General features: G+C 67.7%; 24 protein-coding genes and 2 tRNA genes. 11 read left to right on the top strand and 15 right to left on the bottom strand.

Going from position 1 to position 24,817, the window contains the following annotated elements:
• Positions 1-35 precede the first annotated feature (35 nt).
• The 7 genes from K3M67_RS09830 to K3M67_RS09800 all read right to left on the bottom strand — a co-directional run bounded on the left by K3M67_RS09830 (position 36) and on the right by K3M67_RS09800 (position 7,205).
• A complete protein-coding gene (locus K3M67_RS09830) occupies positions 36-827 on the bottom strand; it encodes a phosphoadenylyl-sulfate reductase (protein ID WP_066862079.1) in 792 nt (263 codons plus the stop codon).
• Positions 820-1,260 carry a DUF934 domain-containing protein gene (locus tag K3M67_RS09825; RefSeq protein ID WP_066862082.1) on the bottom strand — a complete coding sequence of 147 codons (441 nt, stop codon included), beginning with the start codon at positions 1,258-1,260 and terminating at the stop codon, positions 820-822. The genes K3M67_RS09830 and K3M67_RS09825 overlap by 8 nt, the downstream gene beginning before the upstream one ends.
• A gap of 143 nt (positions 1,261-1,403) precedes the next feature.
• Positions 1,404-3,035 carry a nitrite/sulfite reductase gene (locus K3M67_RS09820; RefSeq protein ID WP_066862083.1) on the bottom strand — a complete coding sequence of 544 codons (1,632 nt, stop codon included), beginning with the start codon at positions 3,033-3,035 and terminating at the stop codon, positions 1,404-1,406.
• 2 nt (positions 3,036-3,037) lie between these two features.
• Complete coding sequence (locus tag K3M67_RS09815) at positions 3,038-3,334, bottom strand: DUF2849 domain-containing protein (protein WP_066862086.1); 297 nt, start codon at positions 3,332-3,334, stop codon at positions 3,038-3,040.
• Complete coding sequence (gene cobA / locus K3M67_RS09810; RefSeq protein ID WP_285831385.1) at positions 3,331-4,146, bottom strand: uroporphyrinogen-III C-methyltransferase; 816 nt, start codon at positions 4,144-4,146, stop codon at positions 3,331-3,333. The genes K3M67_RS09815 and cobA overlap by 4 nt, the downstream gene beginning before the upstream one ends.
• Positions 4,147-4,231: 85 nt before the next feature.
• On the bottom strand, positions 4,232-5,665 hold the full coding sequence (gene astD, locus K3M67_RS09805; RefSeq protein WP_285831384.1) for a succinylglutamate-semialdehyde dehydrogenase: 1,434 nt from the start codon (positions 5,663-5,665) through the stop codon (positions 4,232-4,234).
• 142 nt (positions 5,666-5,807) lie between these two features.
• Positions 5,808-7,205 (bottom strand): protein adenylyltransferase SelO family protein, encoded by a 1,398-nt coding sequence (locus tag K3M67_RS09800; protein WP_285831383.1) that lies wholly within the window; start codon positions 7,203-7,205, stop codon positions 5,808-5,810.
• 37 nt (positions 7,206-7,242) lie between these two features.
• On the opposite strand from K3M67_RS09800, the gene K3M67_RS09795 reads away from it, so the two are divergent.
• The 6 genes from K3M67_RS09795 to K3M67_RS09770 all read left to right on the top strand — a co-directional run bounded on the left by K3M67_RS09795 (position 7,243) and on the right by K3M67_RS09770 (position 12,103).
• Positions 7,243-8,121: an alpha/beta fold hydrolase gene (locus K3M67_RS09795; protein WP_066862095.1), complete on the top strand. Its 879-nt coding sequence runs from the start codon at positions 7,243-7,245 to the stop codon at positions 8,119-8,121.
• Positions 8,114-9,259, top strand: coding sequence for a glycosyltransferase family 4 protein (locus K3M67_RS09790; RefSeq protein ID WP_066862098.1), 1,146 nt, complete (start codon positions 8,114-8,116; stop codon positions 9,257-9,259). The genes K3M67_RS09795 and K3M67_RS09790 overlap by 8 nt, the downstream gene beginning before the upstream one ends.
• A 91-nt stretch (positions 9,260-9,350) precedes the next feature.
• Positions 9,351-10,754: an NAD(P)H-dependent flavin oxidoreductase gene (locus K3M67_RS09785; RefSeq protein WP_066862890.1), complete on the top strand. Its 1,404-nt coding sequence runs from the start codon at positions 9,351-9,353 to the stop codon at positions 10,752-10,754.
• Positions 10,755-10,765: 11 nt separating this feature from the next.
• Complete coding sequence (locus tag K3M67_RS09780; protein WP_285831382.1) at positions 10,766-10,981, top strand: DUF2093 domain-containing protein; 216 nt, start codon at positions 10,766-10,768, stop codon at positions 10,979-10,981.
• A gap of 382 nt (positions 10,982-11,363) precedes the next feature.
• Positions 11,364-11,744: a VOC family protein gene (locus tag K3M67_RS09775; protein WP_285831381.1), complete on the top strand. Its 381-nt coding sequence runs from the start codon at positions 11,364-11,366 to the stop codon at positions 11,742-11,744.
• A gap of 194 nt (positions 11,745-11,938) precedes the next feature.
• Positions 11,939-12,103, top strand: coding sequence for a hypothetical protein (locus K3M67_RS09770; RefSeq protein ID WP_157102592.1), 165 nt, complete (start codon positions 11,939-11,941; stop codon positions 12,101-12,103).
• Positions 12,104-12,114: 11 nt separating this feature from the next.
• Here the strand turns inward: K3M67_RS09770 and purU are convergent, their stop codons facing one another.
• The 3 genes from purU to K3M67_RS09755 are packed head-to-tail and all read right to left on the bottom strand — an operon-like array spanning position 12,115 to position 15,458.
• Positions 12,115-12,981, bottom strand: a complete 867-nt coding sequence (gene purU, locus K3M67_RS09765) for a formyltetrahydrofolate deformylase (RefSeq protein WP_285831380.1) — start codon at positions 12,979-12,981, stop codon at positions 12,115-12,117.
• 33 nt (positions 12,982-13,014) lie between these two features.
• Positions 13,015-14,427, bottom strand: a complete 1,413-nt coding sequence (astD, locus tag K3M67_RS09760; RefSeq protein WP_285832922.1) for a succinylglutamate-semialdehyde dehydrogenase — start codon at positions 14,425-14,427, stop codon at positions 13,015-13,017.
• 2 nt (positions 14,428-14,429) lie between these two features.
• Positions 14,430-15,458: a 2-oxoadipate dioxygenase/decarboxylase family protein gene (locus K3M67_RS09755; protein WP_285831379.1), complete on the bottom strand. Its 1,029-nt coding sequence runs from the start codon at positions 15,456-15,458 to the stop codon at positions 14,430-14,432.
• Between the two features lie 88 nt (positions 15,459-15,546).
• Between K3M67_RS09755 and gcvA the strand changes: the two genes are divergently transcribed.
• Positions 15,547-16,449, top strand: coding sequence for a transcriptional regulator GcvA (gene gcvA / locus K3M67_RS09750; protein WP_285831378.1), 903 nt, complete (start codon positions 15,547-15,549; stop codon positions 16,447-16,449).
• A gap of 17 nt (positions 16,450-16,466) precedes the next feature.
• On the opposite strand, the gene K3M67_RS09745 is transcribed toward gcvA, so the two are convergent.
• Positions 16,467-17,453 (bottom strand): SPOR domain-containing protein, encoded by a 987-nt coding sequence (locus K3M67_RS09745; RefSeq protein WP_285831377.1) that lies wholly within the window; start codon positions 17,451-17,453, stop codon positions 16,467-16,469.
• Between the two features lie 192 nt (positions 17,454-17,645).
• Between K3M67_RS09745 and K3M67_RS09740 the strand changes: the two genes are divergently transcribed.
• The 3 genes from K3M67_RS09740 to K3M67_RS09730 are packed head-to-tail and all read left to right on the top strand — an operon-like array spanning position 17,646 to position 20,239.
• Complete coding sequence (locus K3M67_RS09740; RefSeq protein ID WP_066862896.1) at positions 17,646-18,365, top strand: AAA family ATPase; 720 nt, start codon at positions 17,646-17,648, stop codon at positions 18,363-18,365.
• 13 nt (positions 18,366-18,378) lie between these two features.
• On the top strand, positions 18,379-18,906 hold the full coding sequence (locus K3M67_RS09735) for a hypothetical protein (protein WP_066862117.1): 528 nt from the start codon (positions 18,379-18,381) through the stop codon (positions 18,904-18,906).
• Between the two features lie 19 nt (positions 18,907-18,925).
• The gene (locus tag K3M67_RS09730; RefSeq protein WP_285831376.1) at positions 18,926-20,239 is read left to right on the top strand and encodes an SPOR domain-containing protein; all 1,314 of its coding nucleotides are present in this window, start codon (positions 18,926-18,928) and stop codon (positions 20,237-20,239) included.
• A 133-nt stretch (positions 20,240-20,372) separates the two neighbouring features.
• On the opposite strand, the gene K3M67_RS09725 is transcribed toward K3M67_RS09730, so the two are convergent.
• The 4 genes from K3M67_RS09725 to moaA form a co-directional block, all read right to left on the bottom strand.
• A tRNA-Asn gene (locus tag K3M67_RS09725) sits at positions 20,373-20,447 on the bottom strand.
• Between the two features lie 179 nt (positions 20,448-20,626).
• A tRNA-Asn gene (locus K3M67_RS09720) sits at positions 20,627-20,701 on the bottom strand.
• Between the two features lie 138 nt (positions 20,702-20,839).
• The gene (locus tag K3M67_RS09715; RefSeq protein WP_066862582.1) at positions 20,840-21,616 is read right to left on the bottom strand and encodes an NAD kinase; all 777 of its coding nucleotides are present in this window, start codon (positions 21,614-21,616) and stop codon (positions 20,840-20,842) included.
• The gene (moaA, locus tag K3M67_RS09710; protein WP_285831375.1) at positions 21,613-22,629 is read right to left on the bottom strand and encodes a GTP 3',8-cyclase MoaA; all 1,017 of its coding nucleotides are present in this window, start codon (positions 22,627-22,629) and stop codon (positions 21,613-21,615) included. The genes K3M67_RS09715 and moaA overlap by 4 nt, the downstream gene beginning before the upstream one ends.
• A 121-nt stretch (positions 22,630-22,750) precedes the next feature.
• Between moaA and K3M67_RS09705 the strand changes: the two genes are divergently transcribed.
• A complete protein-coding gene (locus K3M67_RS09705) occupies positions 22,751-24,760 on the top strand; it encodes a putative bifunctional diguanylate cyclase/phosphodiesterase (protein ID WP_285831374.1) in 2,010 nt (669 codons plus the stop codon).
• Positions 24,761-24,817: the final 57 nt, after the last annotated feature.

Below are 24,817 nucleotides of genomic sequence, written 5' to 3'. Positions count from 1 at the left end.
CTTTCCCCAAGCCGGGTAGCGTAAATCCCGTCCCCTCAGAAGACCGGCATGTTCGCCGGATCGTCCGGGTCGGCGACGGGCACCGGGATCGGCGAAACCGGCGAGTGGATGCCGCATTCCACCTTGTCCCAGCCGCGCCAGCGGCCCGCGCGCGGGTCTTCGCCCGGCAGCACCTTGGACGTGCAGGGTTCGCAGCCGATCGACAGATAGCCCTGGCTTTCCAGCGGGTGACGCGGCAGGTCATGCTCGGCGAAATAGGCTTCCAGGTCGGTCTTGGTCCAGTCGCCCAGCGGGTTGAGCTTCAGCAGGCCATCCTCCACCTCGAACCGGGGCAGGTTCTGGCGCGTCACCGACTGGAACGCCTTGCGGCCCGAAATCCAGGCGTCGAGGCCATCCTTGGCGCGCTTCATCGGCTCGACCTTGCGGATTTCGCAGCACCCGTCCGGATCGTAGGACCAGCGCAGCCCGGTTTCGTCCTTCTTCGCGATCACGTCCGCCAGCGGCGTCACCGTGCGACTGTCGGTGAAGCCCATCCGCGCGATCAGCGTATCGCGATAGTTCAGCGTCTCGGCGAACATCTTGAGCGTGTCGACGAAGATCACCGGCACGGTCGGGTCCGCCTTCGCCACCAGATCGAGCAGCACCGCGCTCTCCGTGCCGAAGGAGGAGACGACGGCGACATTGCCGGCGAGGCCTTCTGCGAACACGGTCTTGAGCATGGTCAGCGTATCGACGCCCTCGAACCGCGCGTTCAGCGCGTCGGCTTGCCCCTGGGTAAAGGCGGGGCGCGCATCGATCACATCAATCTGGCGGGCAGGTTCAGCCATCTATTTTCTCCGGGTGCCGCTTCGCCCACACCGGGCTGCGGCCGTCGATCGCCTTCTGGTAGACGTCGGCATAGCGGTTGAGCGCGCGCTCCACGGCGGCGTCATCCAGCGCCTTGACGGGGTGGAAACTGTCGAAGCCGCAGCGGCGCATCGCGTTGATCTGGTCCACCAGCACGTCGCCCACGGCGCGCAATTCGCCCTGATAGCCCGCTTCCCGCAGGATGCGCGCGGCCGAATAGCCGCGCCCGTCGCCATAGGCCGGGAAGTTCACCTCGACCAGCGACAGCCGGTCGAGATAGGGCAGCAGTTCGCGGGCATCCTCGCCCGGTTCGATGCGGACGGCGGTGGCGTTGGACTGGCCGGTGAAGGATTCGACCGTGACCGCCGGTTCCTGGCCCGCTTCGCCCTCGCGGAACGACAGAAATTCAACCATCCTAAAAGCCTCCGTCCATTTGACCCATCCCGTCATCCCCGCGGCGGCGGGAATCCACCTCCTGACCTTGCGGCTGGGGATCGCTCAGGAGATGGGTTTCCGCCTTCGCGGAAACGACAAAGATTTTTTTTCGAGACGACAACTCAACCATAGATCGCCTCCTTGAACGGCTTCATGCCGATGCGGCGATAGGTGTCGAGGAAGCGTTCGCCGCTTTCGCGCTGGGCCAGGTAGATGTCCGTGACTTTCTCGATCGCGTCGACCACGCCGTCCTCGGAGAAGCCGGGGCCGGTGATCTGGCCGAGCGAAGCATCCTCCGCGCCCGACCCGCCGAGCAGCAGCTGGAAATTCTCCACGCCCTTCCGGTCGACGCCCAATATGCCGATATGGCCGGCATGATGGTGGCCGCAGGCGTTGATGCAGCCTGAAATCTTGAGCTTCAACTCGCCAAGTTCCGCCTGACGCTCGGCATCGGCGAAGCGTTGCGCGATCTTCTGTGCCAGCGGGATCGAGCGGGCGTTGGCGAGCGCGCAATAATCGAGGCCGGGGCAGGCGATGATGTCGGTGATGAGGTCCAGGTTCGCCTCGGCCAGCCCCGCTTCGTCCAGCTTCTGCCAGATGGCGTGGAGGTCGGCCTTCCGAACATGCGGCAGGACGAGATTCTGCGCATGAGTCACACGCAGTTCGTCGAAACTATAGCGTTCTGCCAGGTCCGCCACGAGCGCGATCTGCTCGGCCGACGCATCGCCGGGGATTCCGGTCAGCGGCTTCAGGCTGATATTGACGATCGCATAGCCGGGCGCCTTGTGCGCCGCGACCTGCCGGTCGACCCACAAGGCGAAGGCCGGATCGCTGCGGTCGATCTCTCCGCTCAGGCCCGTTTCATAGGCGGGTGCGGCGAAGAAGGCGCGGATGCGGTCCAGTTCCTCGCTCGGCGGGTTGAGGCCCAGCGTCCGCATATGGGCGAACTCTTCCTCGACCTGCCGCTTATATTCCTCGACGCCGATCTCATGGACCAGGATCTTGATCCGCGCCTTATACTTGTTGTCGCGGCGGCCATAGCGGTTGTAGACGCGCAGGCAGGCTTCCAGATAGGAGATGATCTCCTCTTCCGGCACGAAGTCGCGGATCAGCGGGGCGACCATCGGGGTGCGGCCCATGCCGCCGCCGGCATAGACTTCGGCACCGATGACGCCGTCACGCTCGACCAGCTTCAGGCCGATATCGTGCAGCCGCATCGCCGCGCGGTCCTCGTCGCTGGCGACCACCGCGATCTTGAACTTGCGCGGCAGATAGGTGAATTCCGGGTGGAAGCTCGACCATTGGCGCAGCAGTTCGGCCCAGGGGCGGGGGTCCGCCACCTCGTCGGCGCTCACGCCCGCATATTGGTCGGAACTGATGTTGCGGATGCAATTGCCGCTGGTCTGGATGGCGTGCATCTCCACCGTCGCCAGCTCGGCGAGGATGTCGGGCGCGTCGGCCAGCTTGATCCAGTTATATTGCAGGTTCTGGCGCGTGGTGAAGTGGCCATAGCCCCGGTCATATTTCGCCGCGATCTCGCCCAGCTTGCGCATCTGCTTGCCGCTCAGCGTGCCATAGGGGATGGCGACGCGCAGCATATAGGCGTGGAGTTGCAGATAGAGGCCGTTCATCAGCCGCAGCGGCTTGAACTGGTCCTCGGTCAGCGCGCCGGTCAGGCGGCGCTGCACCTGGTCGCGAAACTCCTCGACGCGGGCGTCGACGATGGACTGGTCGTAGCTGTCGTAGCGATACATGGTCAGATCACCCAGTTGCCGGCATCGGCGTCATTCGGTTTCAGGGTCAGGTCGGGACGCACGGTCGGCCCCAGCGCGCGGATGCGATCCTTGATATGGGCCGGGCGCACGCCGTCCTGCGTGACGGTCGCGTCGATCACATAGGCGCCCACCACGCGGAGCGCGGCTTCCTCGGTGCGGGCCAGGTCGTCGCCATGTTCGCCCACATCGACGCTGTCGCCCACCTGGCGCGACCAGCCGTCGCCCGCCCACCAGATGACGTCGCCGCTCACCAGGTCATTGCCCGTCAATATCTTCATTCTACCCTTTTCCCATCCGGCGCAGTCGTTGCCGCGCCTTCCATAGTCCCGGCTGCATCGCGACACGCGATCAGCACGTCACGCGCCAGCGCATGGGCCGCCACGTCGCCGACCACGATCAGCGCCGGGCTGACGACCTTCTCCCGCGCCACCATGTCGCCCAGGTCGGCGAGCAGGGTGCGCAAGCTGCGCATGTCGGCGCGCGTGCCATTTTCCAGCACCGCCACCGGGATCGCCGGTGACACGCCGTCTGCGATCAGCTTGTCGGCAATGTCGGCCGCCGTCGCGACGCCCATATAGATGACGAGCGTGCGGCCCTTCCCCGCCAGTCCCGACCAGTCCTGGTCGGACAATCCCTTGCACTGGCCCGCGACGAAAGTGACCGCGCTCGACGCCTCGCGATGGGTGAGGGGGAGCTGCGCGGCCGCCGCGCTGCCGATCGCCGCGCTGATGCCCGGCACCACCTCCACCGGCACGCCCGCCGCGCGGCAGGCGTCCACTTCCTCGCCGCCGCGGCCGAAAATGAAGGGATCGCCGCCCTTCAGCCGCACCACCGGCTCGCCCGCCAGCGCGCAGCGGACCAGCAGCGCGTTGATCGCGTCCTGCGGCATCGAATGGCGGCTGCGCTGCTTGGCGACGGAAATCAGTTCCGCCTGCGGCCCGGCCAGCGCCAATATCTCGTCGGAAACCAGCCCGTCATGCACGATGACCCGCGCGTCGCGGATCAGGCGCACGGCCTTGATGGTCAGCAGTTCCGGATCGCCCGGTCCCGCGCCCACCAGGTGAACGGTAGCAGGTGCATTGTCAGCCATGGTCGCCACATGGCGAAAGCGCCGCGCGAGTTCAATTCAGAATGGGTATGGCGGGGATTAGGAAAAGTTTTTGCGGGCCCGGCGGTCAGTCGCCCATGGCGCTGACATCGATGTCCTTCAGCCCCACGCCGATGGAAGCGCGCGGCGTCTCGATCTCGGCCGACACCACCGGATAGGCGCAATAATCGGCGGCATAATAGGCGCTTGGCCGGTGATTGCCCGACACGCCGACCCCGCCGAACGGCGCGTTGGACGCAGCGCCGTTGGTCGGCCGGTTCCAGTTGACCACGCCCGCGCGGATGTTCGACCAGAACTGGCTATATTGTTCGGGCGACCCGCCGACCAGCGACGCGGCCAAGCCATAGCGGCTGTTGTTCGCCTCCGCGATCGCATCGCCGAACTCGGCCACGCGGATCACCTGCAACAAGGGTCCGAACAGTTCGACGTCGGGCCGCTCCTTCATGCCGGTCACGTCGATGATCGCCGGCGTCAGGAAGGGCAGGCCCTTTTGCGGCCGGACCATATGCTTGATCGGGCGGCCGCCGTTGCTCATCAGCCAGAGGAAGCTTTCGGTCAGCCCGTCGGCGGCCTGATTGTCGATCACCGGACCCATATAGGGCGTGGGGTCGGCATGGGGATGGTCGACGATCAGCCGGTCCGCCAGCTTCTTGACCTCCGCGATCAGCGCGTCGGCCAGGCTGTCCCGGACGATCAGCCGGCTGGCGGCGGTGCAGCGCTGGCCGCTGCTCAGGAAGGCGGACTGGATGACGATGGTCGCGGCGGCATGGATTTCCGGCGTGTCCCACACGACGATCGGATTGTTGCCGCCCATCTCCAGCGCCAGGATCTTGGACGGCTGCGCCGCGAACTGCCGGTTGATCGCGATGCCCGTCTGGGCCGATCCTGTGAACAATATCCCGCCGACATCGGCATGGGCGGCCAACGCCTTGCCCGCGTCCGACCCGCCGACCAGCAGCCGCACCGCATCGATCGGCACCCCCGCCTCATGATAGAGCTTCACCAGCATCTCGCCCACGGCCGGCGTCTTTTCCGACGGCTTGAAAACCACCGCATTGCCCGCCAGCAGCGCTGGGATGATATGGCCGTTGGGCAGGTGCGCCGGGAAATTATAGGGGCCAAGCACCGCCATCACGCCATGGGGCTTGTGCCGCACGGACTGGCGCGCGCCCAGCGCCGCCTCCAGCCGCCTTTGCCCGGTGCGTTCCGAATAGGCGGCGACGCTGATGTCCACCTTGCCCATGACGGCGGCGACCTCGGAGCGCGCGTCCCACAGCGGCTTGCCCGTCTCGCGCGCGATCAGGTCGGCCAGCGCCTCCTCGTTGCGGCGAACGACATTGACGAAGCGTCGCAGCGTCTCGATCCGATAGGCGATGGGCTGCGCCGCCCAGCGCGGCCAGGCGGCGCGGGCGCGCGCCACCTCGGCATCGACATCGCCTGGCTCGCCCTGCCACAGCAGGGCGCCGGTTGCGGGTTCATGGGATGTAAGCGACGCGGACATTTGCGCCATGATATGCCGGAAATTGGTTAACGAAAGAAGAGGGGGATGATGGGCGCGTCCTGGAGGCCGATGGCTCTATCCTGATACGCCGCTGCGCTGGCTATGACGGACTATCTTCAACGGGGTGAAGCCTGCGCCCGCGTCACGCCACCGCCGGCGCATCCCCATGCGCTTCGCCCATGCGCCGGATCGCGGCGACCTTGGCGTGCAGCGGACCCCAGTTGTCCTCCTTGTCGATCGCGCTCCAGATCGCCTCGACCTCGTCGATATGCATGGAGCAGGGAACCTCGTCGGCCCAATAGTCATGGTCCTTCGCTCCGGGCAACGCGCTGAAATCCGCGATCGCCACGCGGAAGGGCGCCCAGGCCGCGTCGCCATAGGACGCGCCGTCGCGCGCCGTGCCGCCGCGCCAGTCATGGAAGAAAACGTCGATCCCGGTGCCTGTCGTCACCATGCCGCGCACCGCCGCCTCGATCATCGGACCCGGCTCGGCCCCCGGCTCGACGCCCATCCGCCAGCAGAAACGGCGTTGCATCGCCTCCCCATAGAGCGTCGGGAAACGCTCCAGTTGCGCGATCAGCGGCTCCGCCTCCACCAGCGGGCGCAGCGACACCGCCAGCTGCGCGACGTCCCAATGGATCGCCTCGGCCTGCCGCCCGAAGGCATAAAGCCCTTGATGGTCGAAATAGGCGGCGGTGAAGCCAGCGTCCCACAGCGGCGTGAAGCGCCAAGGCCCATAGTCGAAACTCTCGCCCGTCACATTGATATTGTCGCTGTTCAGCACGCCATGCACGAAGCCCGCGATCATGTAGCTCGCCGCCAGGTCGGCGGTCCGCTCGACCACCCGGCCCAGCAGTTGCGCGGCCGGATTGTCCCCCGGCGTCTCGCCATAGAGCCGCGTCAGCGCATAGTCGGTCAGCTTCTCCAACAGCGCCTTGTCTTCGTGGAAAGCTGCCCGCTGGAAGCTGCCGATGCGGATATGCGAATGGGACAGGCGCACCATCGCGGCGCCGCGCGTCGGCGAAGGCTCGTCATTGCGCTCCAGCGCCTCGCCCGTCTCGATGATCGAAAAGGTCTTGGACGTGTGGACGCCCAGCGCCTCCAGCATTTCTGTCGCCAATATCTCGCGCACGCCGCCTTTCAGCGTCAGCCGTCCGTCGCCGAAGCGGCTATAGGGCGTCTGGCCCGATCCCTTGGTGCCCAGGTCCAGCAGCCGGTCCCTGTCGTCCCGCACTTGCGCGAACAGAAATCCGCGCCCGTCGCCGATGTCGGGATTATAATGGCGGAACTGATGGCCATGGTATCGCAACGCCAGCGGCCGGGGCAGGCTGCCCTCCAGCGGCGCGAAGCGCCCGAAATGCGCGATCCATTGCGCGTCGCTCAGCCCGTCCAGCCCCACCGCCGCCGCCGCCCGGTCATTGCGGTAGCGCAGGATCGTCTGCGGGAAGTCCGCCGCGGCGACCGGATCGGCAATGTCCGGCATCAGCGCGTCGATTTCGGTGGCGGGACGATATTTGGCGGCTTGCGGCGTCTGGTTCATATGGCGATATGAGGGAGTGAGGGCGGAAGGATCAAGCTTGACCGGCTACAAGGACGGATATTGGTGGTCACCCGACGGGCTGCGGCTTCATTATCGGGACTATCCAGCCGAGGGGGGCGGCGATGACGGGCGCCCGCCCTTGCTCTGCCTGCCCGGCCTGACCCGCAACGCCCGCGATTTCGAGCCGCTGGCCGGCCGGCTGGCGGGCGAATGGCGCCTGATCTGCCCGGACATGCGCGGTCGCGCCGAAAGCGCCTATGCCAAGGACGCGATGACCTATGTCCCGCTCACCTATTTGCAGGACATCAGCCGTCTGCTCGCCGACCTTGCCATCACCCGTTTCGTTGCGATCGGCACCTCGCTGGGCGGCATCATCACCATGCTGATCGCCGCTACCCAGCGCGAATGGCTGGCGGGCGCGCTACTCAACGATGTCGGCCCGACGCTGGACGATGCGGGGCTGGCGCGCATCCGCTCCTATGTCGGCGTCGGCCAGTCGCACCCGACCTGGGTCCATGCCGCCCGCGCGCTGGCGGAGGCCAATGCGGATGTCTATCCCGGCTATGATCTGGAACAATGGATCGCCATGGCCAAGCGCCTCTATCGCCTCAACAGCGGCGGCCGCGTGGTGCTCGATTATGACATGAAGATCGCCGAACCCATCCGCGCCATGGGCAGCGAGGCGGGCGTCGACATGTGGCCGGTGATGCAGGCCTTCGCCGGCATCCCGACGCTGCTGCTGCGCGGCGAACGGTCCGACCTGCTCGGCGCCGCCACCGCGGAACGCATGGTGCGGGACATGGGCGACAGCGCCGAACTGGCGACCATCCCCCATGTCGGCCACGCCCCCGCGCTCGACGAGCCGGAAAGCGTCGCCGCCATCGACCGGCTGCTGAGCCGCGTCCTCCATGGCTGATGGTTCCGGCCAGCCCCGGCCCCATATCCTCCACGTCCATGGCAGCTTCACCCTGGGGGGGAAGGAAGCCCGCGCCATCCGGCTGATGAACATCTGGGGCGATCGGGCGCGGCACAGCATCGTCAGCGCCGCGCCGGATGCGATGGGCGCGCGCGCGGCGATCGGCGCGCATGTTCCGGTCGACTTTCCCGATGCGCCGGCCATGGCCGGCCGTCCCGGCTATGTGCGCTTCCGGAATATAGCTAAATATCTGAAAAGATTTGATTTAATACTGACTTACAATTGGGGGGCGATGGATGCGGTCATGGCCCATCAATTGTCCAGTTCGCTGTCCATGATGCCGCCGCTGGTCCATCATGAAGATGGCTTCAACGCCGACGAGGCGGCGGGCCTCAACCCCCGGCGCAATCTCTATCGCCGTCTGGCGCTGCGCCACGCCCATGCGCTGGTCGTGCCCTCGGCCCGGCTGGAGGGGATCGCCCGGCAGGTGTGGAAGCAACCGGAGGGCAGGGTCCATCTGATCCGCAACGGCATCGACGTCGCCCGCTACGCCGCGCCGCCCGCGCCGGACGCCATTCCCGGCCTTGTCCGCTCCCCCGGCAAGCTGCTGGTCGGGACGCTTGCCGGACTGCGCCCGGTCAAGAATATCCCGCGCCTCGTCCGCGCGGTCGCCGCGCATCGGGACCGGCTGCAACTTGTGGTGGTGGGCGAGGGGCCGGAGCGCGACGCCATCCTGGCCGAAGCCGCCGCCCATGGTCTGGACGACCTCCACCTCGCCGGCTTCATGGACCGCCCCTGGCGCTTCGTCGGCCTGTTCGACATCTTTGCCCTGTCCTCCGACAGCGAGCAGTTTCCGATCTCGCTGGTGGAAGCGATGGCGGCCGGCGTGCCGGTCGCGTCCATGGATGTGGGCGACGTCGCCAATATGGTCGCGCCCGAAAACCGCCCCCTGGTCGTGCCGGACGAGGCGGGGCTGGCCGATGCGCTGGGCGCGCTGGCGGCCGACCCGGACCTGCGCGCGCGCCTGGGCGCCGCCAACCGGCAGCGCGCGGAGCGCGACTATGTCGAGGAGCAGATGGTAAACGCCTATGCACGCCTGTACGGGGAGGCACTGGCCAGCCCCATGATTTTGCGCTAGGGCGCGCGAAATTCGTCATAGACAGCCAAAGCTGCTATAGGGTCGCTTTTTACCCGGTCGAGGGGGCCGGGCCGTTGCGCAGGAGATGTCGTTGTTCAAGGGGTTGAAGCCCATCGTCTATGGTGGCCGCGAAGTCTGGCCGCTGGTCGAAGGCGGCAAGGGCGTTGCCGTGTCCAACCATGCCAGTTCGGGCGCCTGGGCGGCTGCCGGCGGCATCGGCACGGTGTCTGCGGTCAACGCCGACAGCTATGACAGCTTCGGCAACGTCATCCCCCAGATCTATCATGGTCGCACCCGTCGTGACCGGCATGAGGAACTGATCGCCTATGCCATCGACGGTGCCGTCGAGCAGGTGAAGCGCGCCTTCGAGATCGCCGGCGGCAAGGGCGCGATCAACATCAACGTGCTGTGGGAAATGGGCGGCGCCCAGCGCGTGCTGCACGGCGTGCTCGAAAAGACGAAGGGCATGGTCGCGGGCGTCACCTGCGGCGCGGGTATGCCCTACAAGCTCAGCGAGATCGCCGCCTCCTACAATGTCAGCTATCTCCCCATCGTCTCCTCCGGCCGCGCCTTCCGCGCGCTGTGGAAACGCGCCTATTCCAAGGCATCGGAATGGCTGGCGGCGGTCGTCTATGAAGACCCCTGGCTCGCGGGCGGCCATAACGGCCTCTCCAACGCGGAAGACCCGCGCGCGCCGCAGGACCCCTATCCCCGCGTCCGTGACCTGCGCGCAACCATGCGCGAAGGCGGCATTTCGGACGATGTGCCGATCGTGATGGCCGGTGGCGTCTGGGCGCTCAAGGACTGGAACGACTGGATCGACAATCCCGAACTGGGCGCGATCATGTTCCAGTTCGGTACCCGCCCGCTGCTGACGCAGGAAAGCCCGATCCCGCAGCTCTGGAAAGACCGGCTGATGCAGCTGGAACCGGGCGACGTGCTGCTGCACCGTTTCTCGCCGACCGGCTTCTACAGCTCGGCGATCCGCAATCCTTTCCTGCGCTCGCTCGAAGCGCGTTCGGACCGGCAGATTCCCTTCAGCACCGAACAGGCGGGCGATCATACCCACCAGCTCGACGTCGGCGTGAAGGGCAAGAATTTCTGGGTGACGCTCGGTGACCTTCAGCGTGCCCGCGAATGGTTCGGCGCGGGCTTCACCTCCGCGCTCAAGACGCCGGACAATACGCTCGTCTTCGTCACAGAGGAAGAGAAGGCGGAAATCCGCAAGGACCAGACCGACTGCATGGGCTGCCTCAGCCAATGCGCCTTCTCCAGCTGGATGGACAGTGAGACCAACTCGACCGGCCGCCTCGCCGATCCGCGCAGCTTCTGCATCCAGAAGTCGCTCCAGGAATCGGTCCATGGCGGCGACCTCGACAAGAATCTGTTGTTCGCCGGCCATGCCGCCTATCGCTTCAAGCAGGACCCCTTCTACTCGAACGGGTTTGTGCCGACCGTGAAGCAGCTGGTCGACCGCATCCTGACCGGCGACTGATGGCGTCCGGGATGAATGCGGATATTCAGGGGCTGGCGGTGCTTCATTATGAGACACCGCATTTCGATATCGTGCGGCCGGGGCAGTTCGTGGTCTGCGCCGTCTCGGGCTCGCGAATCGACCTCGACGACCTCAAATATTGGAGCGCCGAGTTCCAGGAAGCCTATGTCGGCGCGCAGGAGGCGACTCGCGCCTTTCTGCGCCATCGCGGGGCGGCCTGGGGCTGAAAGGGCGAGCGTTGGGGCGGTGCGTTAGGCCCTGACCATTTCAAGAGGCACGGATGAGCGGTTCGCCGTCCCAACGGGGCGATCCGCCGCAATTTTGCTGTTCCGCTTGCCGTAAAACTGATGTAGTCTTTCCACAGAGGCGACGAAAGATCGCCCAAGGGTGGAAGGATGTTTACTAATGTCTCGTATCGACATTTTTGGTGATCGTATCTGCATCGTGTCGAGCCTGCTGATCGTCGGCTGGTTCCTGTATAGCGTCATATCCTGATCCCTCTCCTGACGGTTCATGATGAACCGTCGATCGTCTCCTGCCTTCAGCGTCGCGCCTCGCTGCCGCCTGTCCTGCGGCCGCGCTTACTTTGAGAAACTTGGGGAGAGAGGCATGTTCAGCCATGTCATGGTCGGGACCGATGACATCGACGCGTCGCGGGCCTTCTACGATTCGCTGTTTGCGACGCTGGGCGGCAAAGCCGCTATGGTCGATGACAAGGGGCGCCTGATTTACCTGCACAAGGGCGCGCTGTTCATGGTCAGCAGGCCGATCGACGGCCAGCCGGCCTGCCATGCCAATGGCGGGACGATCGGCTTTGCCATGGACTCGCCCGCACAGGCCGATGCCTGGCACGCCGCGGGCCTTGCCGCCGGTGGAACCGCCTGCGAAGATCCGCCCGGCGTGCGGGAAGGCGGCTTCGGCAAGCTCTACCTTGCCTATCTGCGCGATCCGTCAGGCAACAAGCTGTGCGCGCTGCACCGGCTGTCCTGACCCAAGCCAGGCTGGCACCTGGCCAAGCAAAGCTATTTGGACTTTCTCTACCGAATGACTAGATAGAGCGGCGAGCGCCCGGCGCTTCGCGGCTTTTGAAGGATGTCAGCTTGCTCCGCGTCACCAACGGCTAAAGCGCACGGTTCCCCAGGCGACTTCGCCAGGTGTCGTGTTCCCTTGATCAGGAGAAGACGATGACACGCAAGACCATAAGTTCGCGCCGGCAACAGCGCAGCCCCGCCCGCTCGGCGGCCGCCCATGTCTTTCTGCCCCATTCGTCCTGGGCGAGCGCCGAGCGCAAGCCGGTGCCCAGCGCTACGATCAAGGCGGACGATTTCTGGGAGCGGCTGGGGCTTTAACGGACGGGAACCTACCGGAACACCACCGTCTTGCCGCCGTTCAGCAGCACGCGCCGGTCGGCGATCCAGCCGACGGCGCGCGCCAGCACCTGCGCCTCGATGTCGCGGCCGATGCGGACCATGTCGTCGGCGGTGGCGCGATGGTCGATCCGCTCGACCGCCTGCTCGATGATCGGCCCCTCGTCCAGGTCGGCGGTGACGAAATGCGCGGTCGCGCCGATCAGCTTGACCCCGCGCTCATGCGCGCGGTGATAGGGACGGGCGCCCTTGAAGCCGGGCAGGAAGCTGTGGTGGATATTGACGCAGCGTCCCGCCAGTCGCTCGACCAGTTCCTCCGACAGCACCTGCATGTAGCGCGCGAGGATCAGATAGTCGGACCGGCTGCGGTCGAAAATGTCGAGCAGCGCGGCTTCCTGTGCCGCCTTGTCGCCATTGGCGGGCAGCTCATGATAGGGGATGCCATGCCATTCGGTGATGCGGCGCATGTCGGGATGGTTCGACACCACCCCCATGATGTCGACCGCCAGCATTCCCGTCTGCCAGCGATGCAGCAGGTCGGCCAGGCAATGCGATCCCTTCGATACGGCGATCAGCATCCGGGGCCGGTGGCTGGCGGCGGTCAGCACCCAGCCCATCGCGAATTGTTCGCCGATCCCGGCAAAGTCCGCGCGCAGCCCGTCGGTATCGCGCATCCGCTCGTCGGTCGCTTCGAACGCGACGCGCATGAAGAAGAGGTCGGCCTCCCGGTCGGCATATTGCTGGCTGTCGGTGATGAACCCGCCGCGCTCCGCCAGGAAGCGGCTGACGGCGGCGACGATGCCGACGCGATCGGCGCAGACCAGGGTCAGAACCCAGGATGGAACGACAGGATTTGGCAACGGCCCCTCCGCGGATGATGCGCTGCCGTTGCCCTAAGCCTGTGTGATGTTCAAGCCGTTAACCGGCACGGCTGCGACTTCGTCGGCCTCGAAGCTGGCGATCGGATAGGCGCAATAGTCGGCGGCATAATAGGCGCTGGGGCGGTGATTGCCCGATGCGCCGAGGCCGCCGAAGGGCATGTTGCCCGCCGCCCCGGTCGTCGGCCGGTTGCGATTGACCACGCCCGCGCGGCTTTCCTCGACCACCCGCCGCCAGAGTGCCTCATCCTGCGAGATCAGGCCGGCGGACAGGCCGAAGCTGGTCGCATTGGCGGTGGCGATCGCGGCGTCGAAATCGGGCACCCGGATGACCGACAGGACCGGCGCGAAAATCTCCGCGTCCGGCGCCTTGATGCCGGTCATGTCGAGCAGGGCGGGAGTGACGAAGGCGGCGCTATGGCCCTCGATTCCGTCGAACGGGCGGATCACCTGTGCGCCGCGCGCGATCAGGTCGCTGACCGCCCGATGCGCCGCTGCGGCGGCCTGGTCGGACACGAGAGGCCCCATGAAGGCCTCGCCCGGCTCGTTCCAGGCGGTGATCGGCAGTTGCGCCGCGAGCGCGGCGGTCGCCTCGACGATCGCGTCCCCGACCGATCCTTCGGGCACGATCAGGCGGCGGGCGCAGGAACAGCGCTGGCCGGTGGTGACGAAGGCGGAGTTGACGATGATCGACGCGGCGGCTTCGGGTGAGTCCCAGGCGATCAGCGGATTATTGCCGCCCAGTTCCAGCGCCATGATGACGTGCGGCCGGTCCACCAGCGCCCGGCGCAGCGCCGCCCCGGCGCCCGCCGATCCGGTGAAGAGCAGCCCGTCTATGTCGCCCGCGACCAGCGCTTCTCCGGTCGCCCGGCCGCCCTGCAAGACGGTCAGCAGACCGTCGGGCAGGCCCGCCGCCGCCCAGGCGTCGGCCATCGCCGCGCCGGTGGCGGGGGTGATCTCCGATGGCTTGAACACCACCGCATTGCCCGCGATCAGGGCGGGGACGATATGGCCATTGGGCAGGTGGCCGGGAAAATTATAGGGACCGAGCACCGCCATCACGCCATGGCCGCGATGGCGCAGAACCGCGCGGCCGAACGGCATGTCGGCGCTCCGCTCGCCGGTGCGTTCGGCATGGGCCTTGGTCGACACGTCGACCTTGGCGATCATCGACCCGACTTCGGCGTCGCTTTCCCAGAGCAGCTTGCCCGTCTCGCGGGAAATGAGTTCGGACAGCGCCGCGCGCCGCTCGCCCAGGATCGCGGCATAGCGCCGGGCGACGGTGATGCGGTCGTCCACGGGCAGCGCGCGCCAGCCGGGCAGGGCGGCGCGGGCGGCGGCGATGGCGCGGCGGCAATCCTCCGCATTCGCGACCGGCCCTTCCCAGACCAGTTCGCGTGACGCCGGATCGAAGGACTGGAGCATCATCGTCACCGTGAAGCGCCCGACAGCGCACTGGTCATGGCGAAGATGCCGGTTGCGTTGCCGGTGTCGAAGGCGAGGTCGAGCCGGCCCGTTTCGGGATCGACGTCGCGGCTGATGAATTCGTAGAAGGAGCCTGGCACCCGGCGCAGTTCGCCATCGGCGAAGAGGCGTTCGACGCTGTCGGCGCGGAAGGCGGTCTGGCGCACCCGGCCGCTGGCGGAAATTTCCAGGCGCTCCTTCATCGGCCGGTCCTCGGCCTTCAACCGGTCGGCAAGGGTGGCGACGTCCGGCACCCGGTCGGTCGCATGGTTGAAGCCATTGCCTTCGGTCGCGATCCAGGCCGCTTCGTTGGATCGGGAGAGGAGTAGCTGGTAATCGTCGAAGGCGGGCGGCTCATGCTGCCGGTCGAAGGCGGACAGGATCACCGGCAGGGCGGCGATCGCGTCACCGATCTGGACAGCTTCGCGGGCGGCATAGCGGGCGAGGACGGCCCTGGCGCGATCGTCCAGCGGGTCGCGGCTGCTGTCGAATATGCGATGGGCCGCTGCGCCGAACTCCGCGTCGAAGCGGTCGACATGCAGTTCGGACAGGAAGAATTGGGGGATCGCCTCGGGCAAGTCGATATGGCGATAGGCCCGGCCGGTCATCTTCAGCCGGTCGAGCGGATAGATGGCCGCCATCTCATAACCCAGCGGCAGGAAGATGCGGGTGAAGGCGTCCTCGCCGCCGGGCAATGCGCCGGTCGCGCCTTCGGCAAAGCGGATAGAGCGCAGCGCGCCATGGTCGAACAGGATCGTGCCGCCGCGTGCCACCGTGTCGGCGACATAGGCCGCGCCGCTCGGCACCCGGCCCAGCAGGTCGTGGAACAGCGCGACGGTCAGGGCCATGGCGAAGGCGGCGCGGGATACCGTCTCACCGCGCTCGGCCAGCAGCAGGGGGTCGATCGCCAGCATGGCCATGGTCCGCCGGCCCGCGGTGGCGCCCAGCGTCGCGACGACCAGTGTCTCCATGCTGCCCGTATTCTCATTCGACATTTACATGCTCCGGGATGACACCGCTCTTATCGCAGGATAGTCAGCATATTCAAAATGGCGACCTGTCATCTATTGATGCGAGTTTGGAATGAGCGTTTCCCGCAAATGGCTGCCGCCGATGAACACGCTGACCGCTTTCGAGGCGGCGGTGCGCCATGGCGGCTTTTCCCGCGCAGGCGAGGAGATCGGCCTGACCCAGAGCGCGGTCAGCCGCCAGATCGCGCAGCTGGAGGACATGCTCCAGACACCCCTGTTCGACCGGATCGGGCGGCGGGTGCGCCTGAACGAGGCGGGGCGGACCTATGCGGACGAATTGCTGCCCGCGCTCGACAGCATCCGCCGCGCTACGGCCAGGGCGTCGGCCCGGCCGTCGCAAACCGCGCTCCGGGTCGCGACTTTGCCCAGTTTCGGGATGCGCTGGCTCGCGCCGCGCCTGCCTCTGCTGACCGCGCGCCATCCCGACCTGGTGATCGACTTCGCCGCCCGCTCGCAACCCTTCGACTTTGGCCATGAAGAATTTGATGCGGCTGTCCATTTCGGTGTCGCCGCGGACTGGCCGGGTGTCTCGATGGACTTCCTGTTTCGTGAGGAAGCGGTGCCGGTCTGCGCGCCTGATTGGCTGGCGGCCCATCCGCTGCGCACGCCGGCCGACCTGTTGCATGTGCCCTTGCTCAGCCAGACATCGCGACGCGACGCCTGGGCGCGCTGGCTGGCGGCGGCGGGCGTCGACACGTCGGGGCTGGCGCCGGGGCCGGCCTTCGAACATTTCCTGATGCTGGCGCAGGCGTCGGCGGCGGGCGCGGGGGTGGCGCTGATCCCCAGCTTCCTCATTCGGCCGGAGCTGTACGCCGGGACATTGGTCATCCCCTTCGCCCGGCCCATGTCGACCGAGCAGGCCTATTATCTCGTCTATCCGCCCGATGCGCTGACCAGTCCGGCAGTGGCGCAGTTTCGCGACTGGATGGTGGAGCAGGCGGGCGTGGTCAGGTGACCACGACCGTTCGACCTTCAGCTCTTCTTGGGCATACAGTCTGCGCCGGCGGCCTTGATGCGGATGCAGAGGCGGCTGGCGTCGGCACTGCTGGCGATCGGCCCGGCCTGGAGGCGGGTGACGGCGCCGGCCTTCACCAGGAAGGGCTGATAGGCGGACAGGCCGCTCACCTTGGCGGTCAGGCGGCTCCACAGGGCGCGGGCATTGGCTTCCGCGCCGAACGCGCCGAGCTGGACCCGCCAGCCGCCCGATGCGGACGGCCGGGGCAGGGCGGGCCTGGGCGGGGTCGCGGCGGCGACCTGCGGCCTGGGGGTGGCGGGCTTCGGCGCTGGTGCTGCGGCCCTGGCCGCCGGCGGCGTGGAGGCCGGCAGCTGCGCCGTCGGCACCGATGCGGGGGCGGCGCGAACAGGCGCCTGGTCGGCCGCGGCAAAGGTCGCGCCCTTGCCCTGGTCCATATTGGCCGCCATGGCCAGGCCCTGCCGGCGCTGATCCTCGGGAATATATTTGTCCATCTGGGTGAGGCTGGTCGACGCCTGGGCAAGGCCCGAAGCGGCCGCCCGGCTCATCAGCGCATAGGCGCGCACCCAGTCCTTGCCGACCAGGTCGCCGTTGAACAGGGCGGTCCCGACGATATATTGGGCGCGCGGCTCGCCCCGCATCGACGCGCGCTGAAGGTAGGACATGGCGCCGGCGCGATCGCCTTGCTGGAACATCAGCAGGCCCAGATTATCCTCGGCCCGCAAATGGCCCTGAGCGGTCGCCTTTCGGTACCAGTCGATTGCGGTAGAAAGATCGGCCTGGACGCCCCGGCCCAGCTTGTAGGCCTGGCCCATGTTGAATTGCGCATCGGGGTCGCCGGCTTGTGCCAGCGGCCGCCATTCGCGGATCGCCTTGGCATAGTCGCCCTGCTGCCAGGCATCGACGCCCGTCTTCACATCGGCCAGCACCGGTGCGGACAGGGCCAGCCATGCGCCGGCGGCCATCATCCCCCAGATATGCTTCATCTTCCACGCTCCTGCGGCAATCCGTTGCGGTCGTCATGACGGAACAAGGTTAAGGTCCGATTAGCACAAGCGCGGGCCGGTGGCAGTCCTTTCCCGGTCCCTGCGATGCGATGGCATGCAGGCCGGTTAACCGAATTTTAGGCGCAGCCATGGCAATCCCCGGCGGAACTGGATTTTCCACGGGGGTTGAGCGTGCGGATATTGGCATTGGCATCGCAGAAGGGCGGGTCGGGCAAGACCACCCTGTCGGGGCATCTGGCCGTGCAGGCGCAGCGCGCCGGCGCCGGTCCGGTGGTGCTGATCGACATCGATCCGCAGGGATCGCTGGCCGACTGGTGGAACGAGCGCGAGGCGGAATATCCCGCCTTCGCCCAGACCACCGTCGCGCGGCTGGCCGCCGACCTGGAGATATTGCGCCAGCAAGGCTTCAAGCTGGCGGTCATCGATACGCCACCCGCCATCACCATGGCGATCCAGAGCGTCATTTCGGTCGCCGAACTGATTGTCGTGCCGACCAGGCCCAGCCCGCATGACCTGCGCGCCGTCGGCGCCACGGTCGACCTGTGCGAACGTGCCGGCAAGCCGCTGATCTTCGTCGTCAACGCCGCCACGCCCAAGGCGCGCATCACTTCCGAGGCCGCCGTCGCCCTGTCGCAGCATGGCACGGTCGCGCCGGTGACGCTGCACCATCGCACCGATTTCGCCGCGTCGATGATCGACGGCCGCACCGTGATGGAGGTCGATCCCAAGGGCCGCTCCGCCGCCGAGGTGGAGGCGCTGTGGACCTATGTGTCCGACCGGCTGGAAAAGAATTTCCGTCGCACGGTCTTTTCCGTGCCGCATGGCAGCGTCGGCACCGTCGCCGCCCGTCCCGCCGGTGGTGGCTTCGGCCGCCGCGTGATCGGCCAGTAAGGAGAGCATCGTCATGGCCGAACCCAAGCCGCTCGCATCGCTCACCTCCGGCCTGCTCGCCCGCAAGGGCGCGGCCCAGCCGGCCATGCGCCGCCCCATGCTCGGCTTCGGCCGGGGCGCGGCGGTCGCGATTCAACAGGATGATCTGGGCTGGAACGACATGGGCTTCGACGTCGAGCCGACGCCGGAGCCGGTCGAACAGCCGCCGGTGGCGATCGGCTTGACGCCGATGGGCAACAGCGTAGCCGTCAGTGCGCCCGTCCCCGCCGTGGTGGCGGCGCGCGAGGAACTGGCCGAACGGATCGGCGCGACGCAGGAGCGGGCGCAGCCCGTCACAACCGCCGCGCCGGCACGCAGCCGCAAGGCCGCCTTCACGCTGCGGCTGGACGCGGATCGCCATCTCCGGCTGCGGCTGGCGAGCGCGGTCACGGGCCGGTCGGCGCAGCAGATGGTGACCGAAGCGCTCGACAATTTTCTCAGCAACCTGCCGGACGTCGACCGGCTGACCCAGCAGCTGCCGCATATGCGCGGCGGCGCGTGAAGAAAGGGTGGACAGGCATATGAACCGCAAGGCTTTCGGAAAGGCGGCGCTGGCTTCGCTGATGGTCGCCACGACGATGGTGGGATGCACCGGTGCGGCGTTCCGTCCCTCGACCTCCATCGCGCCTGCCAAGGGCGATCCGGCCAAGCTGGCCGCGACCGCCGGCAAGGCGCTGGCCGACCGCGATGCGCGCAGGGCGGTGGAGGCGGCAGAGGCCGCGGTCCGGATCGCCCCGCAAAATGCCGAATATCGACAGTTGCTCGGCCGCGCCTATGTGCTGGCCGGTCGTTTCGGATCGGCCGAGACGGCGCTGTCCGACGCGCTGGCGCTGGGCAGCACAGACGCGCGCACCATCGTCAGCCTTGCGCTGGTGCAGGTGGCGCAGGGCCGGCCCGACGCCGCGCGCAGCCTGCTGGCCGCCAATGCGGACACGGTGCCCGCGTCCGATTATGGCCTGGCGATGGCGATGGCGGGTGACGCGCCGCTGGGCGTCCGCATCCTGTCCGAAGCGATTCATGATCCGTCGGCGAGCGCCCGGACCCGACAGAATCTGGCCTATGCCTATGCGCTGGCCGGGCGGTGGAAGGATGCGCGACTGCTGGTCGGCATGGACCTCGACCCGCTGGATGCCAACAAGCGGATTTCGGACTGGGCGCAGATCGCCGAGCCGTCACTGGCGCCGCAGCGCGTCGCCGCGCTGATGGGCGTGACGATCGACGGCGCCGACCAGGGGCAGCCGGCCATGCTGGCGCTTGCCGCGCCCGCAGCCGCGCCGATCGAGACGGCGGCGGCGCCGGTCGCAGAGGTCGCGGCGGAGCCGGTTGCCATGGTCGAAGCCGCGCCGGTCCAGGATGCGCCGGTGCAGGTCGCGGACGCTGCGTCCGTCGCGCCGCCGGTCCAGCTCGCCCGTCGCGCCTTCATCGTCGAGGAGCATGGCCGCAAGCCGCGCCTGGCCCAGCGCGCGGTCGCGTCGGCGCCGGTGGCGCGGATGCAGAAGGCAGCCTTCCTCAAGCCCGCGGGCCATGCCAGCAACTGGGTCGTCCAGCTGGGCGCCTATGACAGCGCGGCCATCGCCAAGGAAAAATGGATGGGGATGGCGGGGCGCAGCGCGTCGCTCGCCGCCTTCCCGGTCCTGACCAGCCAGGCGACGGTCAACGGCAAGCTCTATCACCGGCTGGCGGTCAGCGGCTTTGCCAGCCGCACCGACGCGATGACGGCGTGCCGCATGATCCGGTCGCAGCGGGGCCAGTGCTTCGTGCGTGAAACGGCGCCGGGCGCGACGCCGCAGCGCTGGGCCGTCGCGGCGCGCGGGCGGCAATACGCGTCGCGCTGACTTTACCTCCCCCTCCCAAGCAGACTTGATGCGCGCGGGGCCGAAGGGCTTCGCGCGCTTTTTCTTGTCCATGCACGGGAGTGGGCGCACGCGACGGCGCGCGATCAAATGGCTGTTACGATGGTGGAAAAACTGGCTCCCCGAGTAGGATTCGAACCTACGGCCATTCGATTAACAGTCGAATGCTCTACCGCTGAGCTATCGGGGAGCGGCCCGGCTCGCGCCGGGCAGGCCGCGCCTATGCATCGGCCCGGGCAAAATGGCAAGGGCCTGGAATGCGCGGGGGCGCAAAAAATCGAACCGGGGAATCGCGGTGGATTCGCGGCCTGGGATGCGAAGGGGCGATGCTGTGGGGGAAGGGCGTCAGCGCCGGGGCTGAGGCAAATGTGGCTCCCCGAGTAGGATTCGAACCTACGGCCATTCGATTAACAGTCGAATGCTCTACCGCTGAGCTATCGGGGAGCGACCCGGCTTCCGCTGGGCAGGCCGCGCCTATAGCAGCGGCTTTCCGGGGATGGCAAGCCGCAATGTCATAAAAAATCCAAAGCGTTTCCGGCAGAGCCGGCAAACGGGCCTGGGGTGCGAAAACGCGACCGCACGCTAGGCGATGAACTGTTCGGCGGCGATCCGGTCGTCGAGCGTATGTTCGGGGTCGAACAGCAGGGTCAGGGGCGTGGTGCGGTCGATGCGGACTTCCACCTGGGCGACGTCGCGCACTTCGCGCTGGTCGGCGACGGCGCTGACCGGGCGCTTGACCGGGTCGAGCACGGAAAAGCGGATGGCGGTGGATTCGGGCAGGATCGCGCCCCGCCAGCGGCGGGGGCGGAAGGGGCTGATGGGCGTCAGCGCTACCAACCCCGACCCCAGCGGCAGGATCGGGCCATGGGCGGACAGATTATAGGCGGTGGAACCGGCCGGGGTGGCGACCAGCACGCCGTCGCACACCAGTTCGGGCAGCACCGCACGGCCGTTGACCTGCACCTCCAGCTTGGCGGTCTGGCGGGTTTCGCGCAGCAGCGAGACTTCGTTGATGGCGGGGATGGAGAATTGCTCGCCATCGACGGTGTCGACGGTCATGCGCAGCGGATTGACCTTGAAGCTCTTGGCCTTTTCCAGCCGCTGGTCGAGCCGTTCCAGCCGCCATTCGTTCATCAGGAAGCCGACCGTGCCGAGGTTCATGCCGAAGACGGGAAGGATGCGGCGGCTTTCCAGCATCGCATGGAGCGTGTGGAGCATGAAGCCATCGCCGCCCAGCGCGACGATCATGTCCGCCTGATCGACCGGTACGAAGTCATAGGCGGCGCGCAACCGCTCTTCGGCCGCGCGGGCCGCCTGGGTGGGGGACGCGACCAGCGCGCGCCGCGCGTCGCCACTCATCCGCCGGTGACGCTCATATGGCGATGGGTGGCGGCCTGCTCGCCCGCGCCGATACGGAAGTCGTGGGCTGCGGGCTTCAGGCGCAGGGCGCGGTCGATGAGCGGCTGAACCGCATCCGGGCCGCCTTCGCGCAGGGCGGCCTTGAAATCGACATGGTCTTCATGGCCCAGGCACATGAAGATCTTGCCCTCGCAGGTCATGCGGATGCGGTTGCAGTCCGCGCAGAAATTGCGGGTGAGCGGGGTGATGAGGCCGAGGCGGATGCCCATCCCTTCCACCGCATGATAACGGGCCGGGCCGCCGGTGCGGTGGGCGATGGGGGTGAGGGGATGATGCGCGCCGATCGCGTCGGCCACCTGCGTCAGCGGCAGATAATGGTCGGTGCGATCCTCGCCGGTTTCGCCAAGCGGCATGGTTTCGATCAGCGTCAGGTCAAAGCCCTGGCTGTCGCACCAGCGCAGCATGGGGAGGATTTCGTCGTCATTGACGCCCTTCAGCGCCACCATGTTGATCTTGACCGCAAGGCCCGCGGCGCGCGCCGCGTCCAGCCCGGCGAACACATCGTCGATCCGCCCGCCGCGCGTCACATGGGCGAAGCGATCGGGGTCGCGGCTGTCGAGGCTGACATTGATCCGGCGCACCCCGGCGTCGAACAGGTCGTCGGCATGGGCGGCGAGGCGCGTGCCGTTGGTGGTGAGGGTGAGTTCGTCCAGACCCTGTCCCAGATGGCGGCCGATGCGGCGGACGAGATCGCCGATGTCGCGGCGCACCAGCGGTTCGCCGCCGGTCAGGCGGATCTTCGCAATCCCCCGCGCGACGAAAAGATCGGCGAGCAGCGCGATCTCCTCCAGCGTCAGCACCTGATTCTTCGGCAGGAACTGCATCCGCTCCGCCATGCAATAGCGACAGCGCAGGTCGCAGCGATCCGTCACCGAAATCCGCAAATAGCTGATCCGGCGGCCCAGACCGTCGACCAAGGGCAGGGCCGGGGACGAAGGGGCGGCAATGGCCATGGCTGCATAGCTAGGCGATGGTCCGGGCCGGTGCAAGCGCCCCCGTTGCGGTGATGCCAACAGGTCGGTAACTCCTTGTCGGTAAAGACGGTGCGATGCGCGGGGCAGGGAGACAGATGAGGTGAGCGGGGACGCCGCACGGGACGGGCAGCCAAGCCTCTTCATCCTGTCGCCGGGAGATCGCGACGGGCTGTGCCAGGCGGCGCAGGCGATCGGCTGGCGGGCGATCGGCGCGCGCCGGCCGGGCGATGCGCCGCAACGCTTCCTGCGCAGCGAGGCGCAGGTGGCGCTGGTCGACCTGCGCGCCGGCGGCGACATGGACAGGTTGCTGGAACCGCTGGTCCCGGCCGCCGAGGCGGGCGGCGGCGCGCTGGTCGTGCTGATCGACGGAGCGGAGGAGGCGCGGGTGCCCGCGCTGCTGGCGGCGGGAGCGACGCATTTCCTGACCGCGCCCTTTACGCGGGAGCGGCTGCGCGGCGTGCTGGCGTCGGCGCAGCGGCTGGTCGAGCGGCTGGGCGGCGGTGCGCGGCCGAGCCAGCGGGCGCAGCGCATCCGGCGCGGCGACGCGCTCTATTGGCAATTGGGAAGCGACGGGATGCTGCGCCTGAGCGAGGCGCTGGCGCAGCAACTGGCGCTGGATGCAGCGGCTATCGCGCCGGCCGCGCTGCTGCGCCGATTGTCGCGCGCGGAGCGACGCGGGGTGCTGACTGCGATGAAGGCGATGGCACGGGCCGGGCGGCTGGCGCCGCTGGCGCATGGCCTGCCCGACCGGCCGGGCGACAGGCTGGTCCATCATCTGCGGGTCGAGGACGGGCAGATTGCGGCTGATGTCGAATGGCTGTCCGACCGGCATGAGCGGGACGGCGAGCAGCGCGACTATCTGACCGGGCTGCGATCGCGGCAGGCGGCGCTGGGGTGGCTGGACCGGCGCGTCGGGCTGCCGACCACGGTGCTGCTGCTGTCGATCAGCCAGTTCGAGCGGATGAACGCCGCCTATGGCCAGGTGGTGGGCGACGCGCTGCTGGGGCGAATCGCGCGGCGGATCGAGCGAATGGTGGAGGATGTGGCGCCCGGCGCGATGGCGGCGCGAATCGCGGGGACCGAATTTCTGGTCGGGCTGACCGGCGAGGCGGCGGCGAGCGAGCGGGCGACCTTCCTGGCGCGGCAGCTGATCGGGGCGATCGGGCGGCCGTTCAGCGCGGGCGACCATTTGATCCGGCTGACCGCGCGCTGCGGCATCGCGCAGGCGCGGGCCGAGGATGACGCGACCCTGCTGCTGCGCCGCGCGGGCATGGCCCTGGCCGATGCGCGGCAGGGCGGGGGCGAAGGCATCCGCATATTGTCGGCGGAGAAGCAAAGCCGGCAGGTCGATCCCGACCGGCTGGAAACCGACCTGCGGCTGGCGCTGGACCGGGGCGAGATCGGCATCGTGTTCCAGCCGCAATATCCGGTTTCGTCCGACCGGATCAGCGGGGTCGAGGCGCTGGCCCGGTGGAACCACCCCCATTATGGGCCGCTGGGCGCGGGCATATTGTTCGCGACCGCGGAGCGGTCCGATTACATGCTGCCGCTGTCGGCGCATATATTGGGCGAGGCATTGCGGCAGGCGGCGGCATGGCCGCGGGCGCTGGCGGACCTGCGTCTGTCGATCAACGTCACCGCCGCCGACATCGCCCAGCCGCGCTTCATGGCCGACCTGCTGGAACTGGTGGATCGCAGCGGCTTTCCGCGCGCGCGGCTGACGGTGGAGATCACCGAGAGCGGGCTGATCCAGGATGTGGACGCGGCGGCCGCATTGCTCCATGCGCTGCGCAGCGAAGGGCTAGCGGTGGCGATCGACGATTTCGGGACGGGCTACTCGAGCCTCGCCTATCTCAAGAGCCTGCCGCTCGACTATCTGAAGATCGACAGCGGGCTGGCGCAGGATATCGCCGGCACCGCGCGCGACCGGATCATCGTGCGCGGGGTGATCCACATGGCCAAGTCGCTGGGGCTGAAGGTGATCGCCGAGGGGGTGGAGACGGAACAGCAGCTCGATCTGCTCGCCCGCGAGGGATGCGACTATTATCAGGGCTTCCTGCGATCGGCGGGCGTGTCTTCGGCCGATCTGCTGGCGCTGGTGTTGCGCTGACGTGAAAAGGGCGCGGGGGTTATCCCGCGCCTTTTCTTGTTCCTTGTCATCATTCCC

The organism is Sphingobium sp. V4 (assembly GCF_029590555.1).
Lineage (GTDB): Bacteria > Pseudomonadota > Alphaproteobacteria > Sphingomonadales > Sphingomonadaceae > Sphingobium.
This window is presented reverse-complemented; position numbering and strand designations above follow the sequence as displayed.

What these genes read in the sequence shown, in the direction of transcription:
- astD (WP_285832922.1), bottom strand. Translation starts at nt 14,427, where the DNA reads ATGATGCTCCAGTCCTTCGATCCGGCGTCACGCGAACTGGTCTGGGAA.
- K3M67_RS09790 (WP_066862098.1), top strand. Translation starts at nt 8,114, where the DNA reads ATGGCTGATGGTTCCGGCCAGCCCCGGCCCCATATCCTCCACGTCCAT.
- K3M67_RS09800 (WP_285831383.1), bottom strand. Translation starts at nt 7,205, where the DNA reads ATGAACCAGACGCCGCAAGCCGCCAAATATCGTCCCGCCACCGAAATC.
- K3M67_RS09745 (WP_285831377.1), bottom strand. Translation starts at nt 17,453, where the DNA reads ATGAAGCATATCTGGGGGATGATGGCCGCCGGCGCATGGCTGGCCCTG.
- K3M67_RS09715 (WP_066862582.1), bottom strand. Translation starts at nt 21,616, where the DNA reads ATGAGTGGCGACGCGCGGCGCGCGCTGGTCGCGTCCCCCACCCAGGCG.
- K3M67_RS09820 (WP_066862083.1), bottom strand. Translation starts at nt 3,035, where the DNA reads ATGTATCGCTACGACAGCTACGACCAGTCCATCGTCGACGCCCGCGTC.
- K3M67_RS09825 (WP_066862082.1), bottom strand. Translation starts at nt 1,260, where the DNA reads ATGGTTGAATTTCTGTCGTTCCGCGAGGGCGAAGCGGGCCAGGAACCG.
- K3M67_RS09775 (WP_285831381.1), top strand. Translation starts at nt 11,364, where the DNA reads ATGTTCAGCCATGTCATGGTCGGGACCGATGACATCGACGCGTCGCGG.
- K3M67_RS09830 (WP_066862079.1), bottom strand. Translation starts at nt 827, where the DNA reads ATGGCTGAACCTGCCCGCCAGATTGATGTGATCGATGCGCGCCCCGCC.
- K3M67_RS09755 (WP_285831379.1), bottom strand. Translation starts at nt 15,458, where the DNA reads ATGTCGAATGAGAATACGGGCAGCATGGAGACACTGGTCGTCGCGACG.
- K3M67_RS09735 (WP_066862117.1), top strand. Translation starts at nt 18,379, where the DNA reads ATGGCCGAACCCAAGCCGCTCGCATCGCTCACCTCCGGCCTGCTCGCC.
- K3M67_RS09815 (WP_066862086.1), bottom strand. Translation starts at nt 3,334, where the DNA reads ATGAAGATATTGACGGGCAATGACCTGGTGAGCGGCGACGTCATCTGG.
- cobA (WP_285831385.1), bottom strand. Translation starts at nt 4,146, where the DNA reads ATGGCTGACAATGCACCTGCTACCGTTCACCTGGTGGGCGCGGGACCG.
- moaA (WP_285831375.1), bottom strand. Translation starts at nt 22,629, where the DNA reads ATGGCCATTGCCGCCCCTTCGTCCCCGGCCCTGCCCTTGGTCGACGGT.
- K3M67_RS09730 (WP_285831376.1), top strand. Translation starts at nt 18,926, where the DNA reads ATGAACCGCAAGGCTTTCGGAAAGGCGGCGCTGGCTTCGCTGATGGTC.
- K3M67_RS09780 (WP_285831382.1), top strand. Translation starts at nt 10,766, where the DNA reads ATGAATGCGGATATTCAGGGGCTGGCGGTGCTTCATTATGAGACACCG.
- K3M67_RS09770 (WP_157102592.1), top strand. Translation starts at nt 11,939, where the DNA reads ATGACACGCAAGACCATAAGTTCGCGCCGGCAACAGCGCAGCCCCGCC.
- astD (WP_285831384.1), bottom strand. Translation starts at nt 5,665, where the DNA reads ATGTCCGCGTCGCTTACATCCCATGAACCCGCAACCGGCGCCCTGCTG.
- gcvA (WP_285831378.1), top strand. Translation starts at nt 15,547, where the DNA reads ATGAGCGTTTCCCGCAAATGGCTGCCGCCGATGAACACGCTGACCGCT.